Genomic DNA, 10,867 nt, shown 5'->3' on the forward strand with positions numbered 1-10,867 from the left:
CTCGCCCTGCTCGCCGTCGGCCAGTTCGGAGTCGGTGCCGACCAGCGGCGCGGTGACGAACGCCCGCCCGCGCTCGCAGTGACGGGTGACGGAGTCGACCCGCCGTTCGTCGACGCGCTGGAGGCGGTCCGTGTCGGGTAGCTCGAGCCCCGTCGGAGCGTCCGCGTCCGAGAAGCAGACGACGTCGCCCGCGACGGGCCGATCGAACGGGAGCCCGCGCTCGAGCCGTTCGCTCAGCATCCGGTTGAAGGCGTAGGACTGGGCCGCGTGGACGAACAGCCGCTGGAGGTTCGAGGGGACGCGCTCGAGGGCCGCGCGGAACTCCTCGGGGCCGGGCTCTCCGTCGAACTCGGCCAGCGCGTGACACATCGAACGCTCGTAGCGCAGGCGGTTGGGGATGCGCTCGAGGGCCGCCTGCCAGTCGCGGGTCTCCTCGACGAACGTCCGCGCTTCCTGCGTCCCCTCCGGCTCCGCGTCGGTCGGGTTCCCCAGGTATGCCATCACCGCCCCCTCCCAGTTTCCGCGGACGATCTCGAGACCCACCTTGTGGGTGACCGGGCGCCGGCTGCCGAAGCGCTGCTGGCCGAAGAAGTTGGGGACGCCGATCGGCGTCGCGTCGCTCCCGTCTCCGTCCCGTCGGCCCTCGAGCCCGCCGAACTCGCGCAACTCGTCGGTGATCCTCTGGGCGTTCTCCGGCCGGTCGGGATCGCCGACGACGACCTCGAAGGCGTTGCCCGCCAGGTCGCCGAACTCGAGGTTTCGTCCGGCTCGGCCAAGCACCTCGAGTTCTGCGCCGTCGACGTCGGGCAGGTCCTCGGGCTCGGCGCCGTACACCGAGAACAGCTGGGTGGTCACGGCGTACTTGTCCTTCGTCCCGGCCCAGTTCACCCGCTCGCGGGAGATACCCAGTGCGTCCGAGATGCGGGAGGCGAAGTCGTTCGTGTCCCACCCTCGCAGCGTCGCTCGGAAGACGAGGTGCGGGTAGGCGTCCGTCGAGGCCTCGAGGGGTTCGGTGTCGAAGCGCTCGAGTTCCCGCACGCGGAAGTGGTCGTCCTCGGCGCGAAGGCGGCCGCCGACGCCGTCGACGTCGCTGACGTAGTGGTCGATCCCGACGGCCTGCTCGGTAGGGTGGGCTGGGCGCATGCTCGTTGCCGGCGGTTCGGCCGCCGCGGGTAAATCGGTTCGTTCTCGGTGCCGACTGTTGGCACCGCGGGCCGCTACAGCGTCACGCCCCACTCGTGGCCACAGCCCGGACACTCGAAGTCCGCCGACACGTCGCCGTCGGTGTGGTTCTTCCCGACCAGTTCTCCCAGCCCGTCGCTGCACTCCGGACACCGAGCGTTCATTCCGGCTCTAGCTATCGGACCGGCGGTGATTAACACCACGCCCCGTTATTTTGGATTATTAGGAGTAGAAACGAAACTAACGGTCGCCGCTGGACCGTTCGACGACGTCGTCGACGAGATTTCGAACGTACTCGAGTTCGTCCTCGAGCACCGTGTGACCGACGCCCTCGTAGATCCGCTTCTCGACGTCGGCCTCGAGGCCCTCGAACACTCGTGCCGTTTCCTCGACGCGCTCGACGGGGATGTGGGGGTCCTGATCGCCGCAGCCGACGAACACCGGGGTCCCGTCCATCGAGCCGTCGTACTCCCGCGGCGTTCCCTCGGGGCCGATCAACCCGCCGCTGAGCGCGACGATCCCGCCGTAGCGGTCGGCGTTCCGGGCGGCGTACTCGGTCGCGAGACAGCCGCCCTGCGAGAACCCGAGCAGCACCGTCCGCTCGAGGGGCACGCTCCCGTCGCCGTCGTCGGTCGTCGCCTCCTCGAGAACGTCCCCGAGCAGCCCGAGCGCCGATTCGAGGTGGGGCTGGTTCGACTCGAGGTCGGCGAGGAAGGTGTTCGGGTACCAGGTTCCCCGCGCCGCCTGCGGTGCGAGGTAGGCGACGTCGTCGCGATCGATCTCCTCGGCGAGCCCGAGCATCCCTCGCGCTCGAGCGCCGCGGCCGTGGACCAGAATCATCGCCGCCGAGGCGTCAGCGAGGTCGGCGCCGGCCCGTTCGATCGGCTGTCCGCCGTGTGGGTCGTCGGTCATACCCGATCGAGGGCCGCCAGCAAAAAAGGGGTTTGTGAGCCGGCGAAGCGGACGAGCAAGCTAAAACAGCGAGAGCTCGCCCGTCACGCGGTCGACGACGTCCTCGTCGCCCGGCCCGACCGCCAGCGCGGTGACGGTGCCCGACTCGAGCTGGGTGTGGCCCGCGTCCCGGATCACGGCGTTAGGCAGGCCGCGACTCTCCGCAATTTCGGAGAGCTCGTGGAGCTGCCGTTCGCTCTCGCCCTTGAGGACGACCTTCTTTTGCCCGCCCGATTTCCACCGGTCGCGGGTTCGCTTGTCGGCTTTCTCGTAGGCCGACAGCGAGGCGTGTGCGACCTGCGCGGCGAGCTTTCCCTGTCCCATACCGATGTCGGTGCGGGCGACGATGGCCTGCTTCATGCTCGAGCGAACGGGGCCGATCCCTATAGCCGCGGCGAAAATCCCGGCTCGATCCGAACCGTTTTGGGCCGCTCGTCTGTTGGTCGGATCGTGACGCAGCCATCGACGCCGCTTGCCGACCCCGACGGCTACTTCGCTCGAGCGGACGCCTTCTCGCTGCGGCGAGCGGTCGGGATCGTCCTCGCGTACTGGCTCGGCTCCCTCGCCGTCGATCTCGGCTGGTGGCTCGCCGGTGACCTCGCTGGCGACCCCGTGACGGTACTCTCCGCGCTCCAGCACCTCGAGGCGACGCTGCTGTACTGGGTCGTGCCGACGGTCGTCCTCTACGGGCTCGTCCTCGCGGTCGGCGCCGACGGCGAACCGGCCGAGACGCTCTCGCTCGCGGCCTGGGGGCTCGTTCCCCTGTTGGTCGGGCTGGTCGCCTTCAACCTCGCGCTCGCCGTGCTCGCGACCCTCAGTGTCGATCCCGGCTCGATTCCGTCGGATCCCGACTTCTGGCTGTTCGTCCCGCTCGCGCTCCTTGCCTGCGGCTGGGCGGCCTACGTCTGGCGCGGCGGGCTCGCGGTCGGCTTCGCGCTCGAGCGATCGACCGCCACCGCGACCGCGCTGCTGGCGGGCGGGGTCTGTGCGGCCCTGCTCCTCTTCCCGTCGCTCGGCTGAGAACTCGAGTCGATTCGCTCCCAAGTCGAACCGTTTACACCCCCGCCGTTCGACTCGTCGGGTATGATCCTCTCCGACGCCGATATTCTGAAGCGCCTCGAGGACGGCGACCTCGCTGTCGATCCCCTCGACGATCCCGAGTTGCAGATCCAGCCCGCCAGCGTCGACCTGCGGCTGGGCCGGGAGTTCCTCGAGTTCCAGCGGACGAACATCTCCTGTATCCACCCGAACGCCGAACACGAGGTCGACGAGTACGTCACCGAGACGGTCGTCGACGACGGCGACGACTTCATCCTCCATCCGGGGGATTTCGTGCTGGGAACGACCCACGAGCGCGTCGAGATTCCCGCCGACCTGATCGCTCACGTCGAGGGCCGCTCGTCGCTGGGTCGGCTCGCCGTCGTCGTGCACGCGTCGTTGCCCGCCGACGAGGAGGTCTTCCTGTGGACCCCGGAGGACGGATACGGCTTCTACGAGATCGGCGACATCGTCGAAAACGAGCGCCCGGCTCACGCGGTCGCGTTCGATCCGAAGACGCTTCGCGTGAGCACGCACCCGGTGACGAACTACATCACGAATCCGACGAAGCGGATCTACCGCGTCACGCTCGAGTCCGGACGACAGGTACACGTCACGAAGGATCACAACCTGTTCACGATCGACGAGTGGGGCGGCGTCACCCGGATTCCGAGCGAGGACGCCGAGGGAACGCACGTGATGGTTCCCGATCAGCTCCCCGGACCGCGCGGGACGGAGACGGAGCTGGATCTCGTGACGCTGTTCGAGGGGGACGACGAGATCGTCGCGTACGCAGCCGACGGGTTAGGAGCCGTTCGATGGACCGACGATGTCGGACGAACGACCCGCCGTCACTACGAGTCGAGGAACGCGGCCCCGCTCTCCTGTGTCTCGTCCGTGAAGACGCCGGACGACGCCGAGGTTGCGTTCAAACAGAGTGACGCGCGGCTTCCCCGGCATCTCGATATCACGCCCGAGTTCGGGTGGGTCCTCGGCTTCTACATCGCCGAGGGCTCCGTCCGCCGAAAGCAGATCCAGATCGCGAACACCGACCCGGAGCTGCTCGACCGCGTCGAATCGTGGTTCGAGCAGTACGGGACGAGTGTCTACCGACGGGAACGAAACGACGGCGTCGAACGACTGACCGTCTGTTCGGCACTCTGGGCGAAACTGTTCCGGCGGCTGGCGAGCGAAGGTGGCGAAAAGAACGTCCCGGAGCGCGCGTGGAACTGGTCCGACGACGTGCTGGAGGCGCTGCTCGAGGGGATGCTCGACGGAGACGGCTGTCGGCGCGAGACGAGAGATACGCTGTACACGGCGAACGAAGCGCTCGCCGACCGAACGCTGTATCTCGCGAGTCGGCTGGGACTGTTGAGTTCGACCTACAGCAGGGAACGCGAGAACTACATCGAACCGAGCGACGTTCACAACAGCGGTACCGAATGGGCGATCGATCTCGCTCCGGACGCTCACAAGCGGGGCCAGTACGTTCCCGTCCCGAGCGAACTGCTTCGGTCCCTCCGCGAGGAGGCGGGGCTCCGTATGATCGACGCCGCAGAGAAGATGGACTATTCCTCGAAATCGAGCATTTCGAACGTCGAAAACGAGGAGTACGGCTCGGTCAAGCGATCGATGCTGCGTCGGTTCTGCGACGTCTACGCCGACGAAGGTGCGGACACAGAGCGCCTCGAGCAGCTCCTCGAGGGAGGGGTCCGGTTCGAGAAGGTGGCGTCCGTCGAGGAGACCGATCGCGTCGAGCCAACCTACGACCTCGAGGTGCAGCCGAACGGACGGACGATCGAAAACTTCCTCGGCGGCCGGGGCGGGGTGTTCCTGTCGAATACAGCCGGGCTTTGCGACCCCGGATACCGCGGCCAGATCACCCTCGAGCTGTCGAACCTCGGCACCGCGCCCGTCGCGCTGACGCCCGGAATGCGGATCTCACAGCTCACCTTCACCGAGCTCAAAACGGAAGCGGAACGACCCTACGGCAGCGAGCGGGGCTCGAAGTACCAGGACCAGGCCGGCCCGCAGGCCTCGCGAATCCAGAGCGACGACGAGTTCGGCGGCGACCAGCTCGAGCGCGAGGACTGACTACACTCGGTCGGAGACCAGCACCGCGAGGACGATCCCGACGGCCGCGCCTGCGGCGACCGACGAGCTGAGATCGAAGTGCAGCAGATAGGTCGACAGCGCGGTTCCGATCACGAAGCCGATGGTGAAGCCGGCGAACCCACCAGTTAGCCGGCGCTGGCGGGGCGGGGTCGACTCGGCGAGCCCGGTCGCGACGCTGGCGACCGCGACGGCGCCGGCCAGTGCGCCGACGGGCAGGCCGACGAGCAGTCCCACTCCGAGCAGCTCACGGGCGAGCCCGCCGACGGCGACGCTGACGATAAAAAACGTCGCGACCCCGGAGCCGATCACGAGCCCGATGGATTGGTCGCTCATCGAGAGGTGGTTTCGTCGAGAACGGGATAAATCGTCCGTGACGCCGGCGGCGATTTGTACGTGCGGATGGTAAACTGTGACATGGAATCGAAGATCCTCGTCCCCGTCGACCGATCGGAGCGATCCGACCGAGCCCTCGAGTACGCCGTCGAGTCGTTCCCGGACGCCGAACTCACCGTCTTGCACGTGATCAACCCCTCGAGCTACTGGTACGGCAACACGGACGGCTACATTTACAGCGACGAGATCGAGTCGTGGCTCCGAAGACAGGGTGAGGCGGTGCTCGAGGACGCACGGCGGACGGCCGCCGACTACGACCGCGAGATCCGAACGGAGTTGAAGCTGGGCTCGCCGGCGCGGACGATCACCGAGTACGCGGCCGCGAACGATATCGACCACGTCGTCCTCGGCAGCCATGGCCGGGACGGCGTTTCGAGGATCCTGCTGGGCAGCGTGGCAGAGGCCGTCGCCCGGCGCGCACCCGTTCCGGTGACGATCGTCCGCTGATCGCCGGGACCCAGGAGTTATTTCCGCGGCGCGCATCTGCTCACGTACGAAATGCAATTCGTCGAAGAGATCGTCGTCGACGAGTTCCTGCCGACGTTCCGGTCGTTGCTCGCCGGCGACCTTCGCGAGCGGGGACTCACGCAGAGCGAGGTCGCGTCGGTGCTCGGCATCAGCCAGAGCGCCGTCTCGAAGTACGCCCACGGCGACGTGACGGTCAACGACCGCATCGCCGGCGACGAGCGCGTCACCACCCTCGTCGACGAACTCGGCGAGGGACTCGCGAACGGTGATATGGCTCCCGTGCAGGCGCTGATCGAGACGGAGGTCCTGATCCGCGACCTCGAGAGCGGGAGCGACCTGCTCGCCCAGCTCCACGAGGAGGCCGTTCCCGAGCTGGCCGACCACGGTGCGAGTTTTCGGGTACACGACCCCGAGAGCGAGCTTCGGACCAGCGAGCGGGTGCTGTCCTCGCTGCGACGGGGGCTGCGGATCCTCGAGAACGCCAGCGGGTTCGCGACCCTGATCCCCGCGGTCGGCTCGAACCTCGTCGCCTGCACGCCCGACGCCGCGGACGTCGACGACGTCGCCGGCGTCCCGGGGCGGATCTTCGACGTAAAGGGACGGACGACGGTTCCCTCGAGCCCCGAGTTCGGCGTCTCGGAGCACGTCGCGACGGTGTTGCTCTCGGCGCGCCGCCACGGTACCGACGCCACGGCGGCGATCAACGTCGCCTACGATCCCGACGTCCTCGAGGCCTTGTCCGAGCGGGGTCACGTCACCGCCGAGTTCGACGAGTCGGGCGATGTCGACGAGAGCGTCGGCGCGGCCATCGACGACCGGCCCGACGCGACGGTACTCTACCAGACGGGCGGGATGGGGATCGAACCGCTGATCTACGTGCTCGGGTCCGACGCGGAGTCGGTTGCCGACAGCGTCCGCCGGCTCCTCTAACATGTCGGCGAGCACGAGCGGCGAGGACGCACAGGAGTTCTACGGCCGGTGGGCCCGACTCTACGATCTGATTGCACGTCGCACGCCAGGGATTCCGGCACTCCGTCGGCGGGCCGCGGCCGCCTGCCGGCTCGAGCGCGGGGACACCGTCGTCGAGATGGGGTGTGGAACGGGCGCGAACCTCCCCTACCTGCGCGAGCAGGTGGGTCCCGAGGGGACCGTGATCGGACTCGACTTCACGGGACCGGTCCTCGAGCGAGCCCGCGAGCTGACCGCCGAGTACGACAACGTCCACGTCGTCCGCGGCGACGCGACGAGTCCGCCGTTCGGGTCGATCCCGGAGGTGGCCGCCGTCGGCGACGCGGGCGACGTCGACGCCGTCCTCGCGACGTTCGTCGTCGGCATGCTCGAGGATCCCGCGGGGGCGGTCGACGACTGGTGTGATCTCGTCGGTCCCGGCGGCCACGTCGTGCTGGCGAACGCCGCCCGGAGCGACGAGTGGTACGCCCCGCCGGTCAACGCCGTCTTCCGGGCGATCGTCGTCCTCTCGACGCCGCCGACGACGAAGCTGCGCTACGAGGACGCTCCCCACCTGCGTCTCGACGCGAAGATCGACGCGGCCCACGCACGGCTCCGGGAGCGCTCGCGGGCGGTCGCCGACGAGACCCACGTCTTCGGGGTCGTTCGGCTGACGGGCGGCAGAATCGGACCCTAACTCGGGGCCTCGAGACCCTCGTACTCGCGGATCCGTTCGCGGACGTCCTCGTCGATCGGCGCCGGGGACCCGGTCTCGGCGTCGGTGTGGACCATCACGGTCTCGGCGGTGGCGGCGACCTCGCCGTCGGCCCGGATCTCGTAGGCCATCGTACAGCTGGTCTCGCCGAGATCGGTCACCCACAGCGCGACGACCGGCTCGTCGCCGTACTCGATCGGCCGGCGGTAGGAGAGCTCGAGGTTCGCGATCACGAACGACAGCTCCCGCAGACGCTGGCCGAACACCTCCTCGATGTAGTCGATCCGGACCGACTCGAGGTAGCTCGCGTAGACGGCGTGGTTGACGTGGTTCAGCGGGTCGAGATCCCGAAACCGGACGGGGACCTCCCTCGTAAACTCCTCACTCATTGTGCGTTTTCGAGGACGCTCGCGCAAAAGTAGGCACCGGTTCCGTCCGGGAACCGCAACCGACGACCGTCGGGGTCGGACAGGCCACAGATAGAAGGACTTACGCGCACCACTCTGTTATCGGGTTCATCATGGATTCGGCTCCCGAGACGGACGCGGCGCTCCGTCGTCGGATTCGGCAGCAGGAGGCCGTCGCCGACCTCGGCCAGCGAGCGCTCGAGGTGGACGACCTCGACCGGCTGTTCGAGGAGGCGTCGGCCGCCGTCGCCGAGACGCTCGAGGCCGAGTACGCGAAGGTGCTCGAACTGCGTCCCGACGAGGGTGCGCTCGCACTTCGGGCGGGCGTCGGCTGGCCGGAGGGGGTGGTCGGTTCGGCGACGGTCCCCGTCGACACGGGCTCGCAGGCGGGGTACACGTTGCTGTCCGAGGAGCCGGTCGTCGTCGACGACCTGCACGACGAGGATCGCTTTGCCGGTCCCGACCTGCTCCTCGAGCACGACGTCGTCAGCGGGATCAGCGTCGTCGTCGGCTCGCCCGAGGAGCCGTGGGGGATTCTTGGCGTGCACGCGACCGAGAAGCGCGCGTTCACCCCCTACGACGCGAACTTCGTCAAGAGCGTCGCGAACGTGCTGGCGTCGGCGGTCGAGAGCGAGCAGCGCCGCAGCGAGATCGAGGAGATCCACGGTCGGATCTCGGACGCCTTCTTCGCGCTCGACGAGGACTGGGAGTTCACCTACCTCAACGACCGCGCCGAGGAGCTGATCGATCCTCGAGACCGCGGTCTGGTCGGGGAGACGGTCTGGGAGGCGTTCCCGGCGGCGGAACGCCGCGAGTTCAAGCCGAAGTACGAGCGCGCGATGTACGACCAGGAGACGGTCACGTTCGAGGAGTACTACCCGGAGCCGCTGGACAGCTGGTTCGAGGTGCGGGCCTACCCCTCCGAGACGGGACTGTCGGTGTACTTCCGGGACGTCACCGAGCGCCGGCGGCGCGAACGCGACCTCGAGCGCTCCGAACGGCGGTACCGAACGCTCGCCGAGTCGTTCCCGAACGGGATCGTCGCGCTGTTCGACGACGACCTCGAGTTCACGCTGGCGGCGGGACGTGCGTTCGAGGACCTCCCGATGGCGGCGGCTGACCTCGAGGGCAAACACGTCCGAGAGATCGGGGAAGGAGCCGTCGCCGACGTGCTGGAGCCGAACCTGCGAGCGACGCTCGAGGGAGCGGAGAACACGATCGAACTCGAGTACGCGGATCGAAACTGGCGGGTTCACACGGTTCCGGTAACCGACGACGAGGGCGTCGTCGCCGGGATGGCGATGGCCCAGGACGTCACCGAGCAGCGGGAGCGCGAACGATCCCTCCGGGAGACCAAATCCCAGCTCGAGGCCGCGACGGAGGCGGGTGCGGTCGGCACGTGGGAGTGGCACGTCACGGACGACCGGCTCGTCACCGGCGCCGCGTTCGCACAGCAGTTCGGGATCGATCCCGACGCGGCGCGCGAGGGCGTGACCCTTGAGCAGTTCGTCTCGTCGGTTCACGAGGACGACCGCGAGCGAGTCCAGCGACGGATCGAGGCGGCCGTCGAGAACTGCGGCGAGTATGAGGCGGAGTACCGCGTGCGAGACGCCGACGGCGAGTTCCGGTGGGTGGTCGCCCGCGGCCGCGTCGAGTGCGACGCCGACGGGAACCCGGTTACGTTCCCGGGCGCGCTGATCGACATCACGGAGCGAAAGCGTACCGAGCGGAAACTCGCGGAGCAGCGGCGCCAGTTCGAAACGCTGTTCGAGGTGTTACCCGTCGGCGTCGTGGTCGCGGAGGCCGACGGCCGCCTGGTCGAGGCCAACGACGCTGCCGCGGAGATCTGGGGCGACGACGTCTTCGACGCCGAAACCGTCGCCGACTACGAGCGATACGACGGCTGGTGGGCCGACACCGGCGAGCCGATCGATCCCGAGGAGTGGACGATGAGCCGCGTCCTCGAGGGCGAGACTGTTCTCGAACCGGACGTCGTCGAGATCGAGACGGCCGACGGGGGGCGACGGACGGTGATGATCCACGGAATGCCGATCACGGACGAGGACGGCGAGGTCGTCCGTGGCGTCCTCACGCAGACCGACGTCACCGAACGTCGGGAGTACCGCCGCAGGCTCGAGGAGAGCGAACGGCGGTACCGAACGCTGGTCGAGAACTTCCCCAACGGCGTCGTCGCGCTGTTCGACGACGACCTGCGGTACACGGCCGCCGGCGGGAACCTCCTCGCCGACCTCGGCATCGATCGGGAGAGCGCGGTCGGGAAGACGATCCACGAGCGCTACCCCGCCGACCTCGTCGAGACCGTCGAGCCGTACTTCGAGGACGCCCTCGAGGGCGAGGAGAACACCTTCGAGGTGAGCTACGCCGGGCGGGAGCTGTGGGCGCACACGATCCCCGTCAAGACGACCGGATCGACCCGACAGGGGATGCTCGTCGTCCAGGACGTGACCGAGCGCAGGGAGTACGAACGCAAGCTCGAGGCGTCGAACGAGCGCTTAGAGCAGTTCGCCTACGCCGCAAGCCACGACCTGCAGGAACCCCTGCGGATGATCACTAGCTACCTCGGACTGATCGAGAACCGGTACGGCGACGCCCTCGACGAGGACGGCGAGGAGTTCCTCGCGTACGCCGT

Annotated in this window: 12 protein-coding genes and 1 pseudogene; 7 read left to right on the forward strand and 6 right to left on the reverse strand. The window is 68.2% G+C overall.

Features of this window, described 5'->3' with window-relative positions; all coding sequences use genetic code 11:
• The 4 genes from truD to pth2 all read right to left on the reverse strand — a co-directional run.
• Positions 1–1,143 (reverse strand): tRNA pseudouridine(13) synthase TruD (gene truD, locus ACNA7R_RS16825; RefSeq protein ID WP_416284693.1); only part of this gene is annotated, 1,143 nt, incomplete at its 3' end.
• A gap of 74 nt (positions 1,144–1,217) precedes the next feature.
• Positions 1,218–1,346 (reverse strand): hypothetical protein, encoded by a 129-nt coding sequence (locus ACNA7R_RS16830; RefSeq protein ID WP_416284694.1) that lies wholly within the window; start codon positions 1,344–1,346, stop codon positions 1,218–1,220.
• Between the two features lie 76 nt (positions 1,347–1,422).
• The gene (locus ACNA7R_RS16835) at positions 1,423–2,094 is read right to left on the reverse strand and encodes an alpha/beta hydrolase (protein WP_416284695.1); all 672 of its coding nucleotides are present in this window, start codon (positions 2,092–2,094) and stop codon (positions 1,423–1,425) included.
• 60 nt (positions 2,095–2,154) lie between these two features.
• Complete coding sequence (gene pth2 / locus ACNA7R_RS16840) at positions 2,155–2,493, reverse strand: peptidyl-tRNA hydrolase Pth2 (protein ID WP_167935996.1); 339 nt, start codon at positions 2,491–2,493, stop codon at positions 2,155–2,157.
• A 90-nt stretch (positions 2,494–2,583) separates the two neighbouring features.
• Here pth2 and ACNA7R_RS16845 point away from each other — a divergent pair, with 90 nt between their 5' ends.
• The 3 genes and pseudogenes from ACNA7R_RS16845 to ACNA7R_RS16855 all read left to right on the forward strand — a co-directional run bounded on the left by ACNA7R_RS16845 (position 2,584) and on the right by ACNA7R_RS16855 (position 5,265).
• A complete protein-coding gene (locus ACNA7R_RS16845; RefSeq protein ID WP_416284696.1) occupies positions 2,584–3,153 on the forward strand; it encodes a YIP1 family protein in 570 nt (189 codons plus the stop codon).
• Positions 3,154–3,216: 63 nt separating this feature from the next.
• Positions 3,217–3,570, forward strand: a pseudogene (gene dcd, locus ACNA7R_RS16850) (dCTP deaminase); the annotation flags it as partial.
• The gene (locus ACNA7R_RS16855; RefSeq protein ID WP_416284703.1) at positions 3,559–5,265 is read left to right on the forward strand and encodes an LAGLIDADG family homing endonuclease; all 1,707 of its coding nucleotides are present in this window, start codon (positions 3,559–3,561) and stop codon (positions 5,263–5,265) included. The pseudogene dcd and the gene ACNA7R_RS16855, both read left to right, overlap by 12 nt.
• Here the strand turns inward: ACNA7R_RS16855 and ACNA7R_RS16860 are convergent, their stop codons facing one another.
• Positions 5,266–5,619, reverse strand: coding sequence for a hypothetical protein (locus tag ACNA7R_RS16860; RefSeq protein WP_416284697.1), 354 nt, complete (start codon positions 5,617–5,619; stop codon positions 5,266–5,268).
• A gap of 81 nt (positions 5,620–5,700) precedes the next feature.
• On the opposite strand from ACNA7R_RS16860, the gene ACNA7R_RS16865 reads away from it, so the two are divergent.
• The 3 genes from ACNA7R_RS16865 to ACNA7R_RS16875 are packed head-to-tail and all read left to right on the forward strand — an operon-like array spanning position 5,701 to position 7,792.
• Positions 5,701–6,126: a universal stress protein gene (locus ACNA7R_RS16865; protein WP_416284698.1), complete on the forward strand. Its 426-nt coding sequence runs from the start codon at positions 5,701–5,703 to the stop codon at positions 6,124–6,126.
• 51 nt (positions 6,127–6,177) lie between these two features.
• Entirely contained in the window at positions 6,178–7,077 is a 900-nt protein-coding gene (locus ACNA7R_RS16870) for a thiamine-phosphate synthase family protein (protein WP_416284699.1), read from the forward strand.
• A 1-nt stretch (position 7,078) separates the two neighbouring features.
• Complete coding sequence (locus tag ACNA7R_RS16875; protein ID WP_416284700.1) at positions 7,079–7,792, forward strand: class I SAM-dependent methyltransferase; 714 nt, start codon at positions 7,079–7,081, stop codon at positions 7,790–7,792.
• On the opposite strand, the gene ACNA7R_RS16880 is transcribed toward ACNA7R_RS16875, so the two are convergent.
• Positions 7,789–8,199: an acyl-CoA thioesterase gene (locus ACNA7R_RS16880; RefSeq protein WP_416284701.1), complete on the reverse strand. Its 411-nt coding sequence runs from the start codon at positions 8,197–8,199 to the stop codon at positions 7,789–7,791. The genes ACNA7R_RS16875 and ACNA7R_RS16880 overlap by 4 nt on opposite strands.
• 131 nt (positions 8,200–8,330) lie before the next feature.
• Here ACNA7R_RS16880 and ACNA7R_RS16885 point away from each other — a divergent pair.
• Positions 8,331–10,867, forward strand: a 2,537-nt coding sequence (locus ACNA7R_RS16885) for a PAS domain-containing protein (RefSeq protein WP_416284702.1), incomplete at its 3' end; no start/stop codon positions are given.

Origin of the sequence: Natronococcus sp., assembly GCF_047921035.1 — an archaeon.
Classification (GTDB): domain Archaea; phylum Halobacteriota; class Halobacteria; order Halobacteriales; family Natrialbaceae; genus Natronococcus.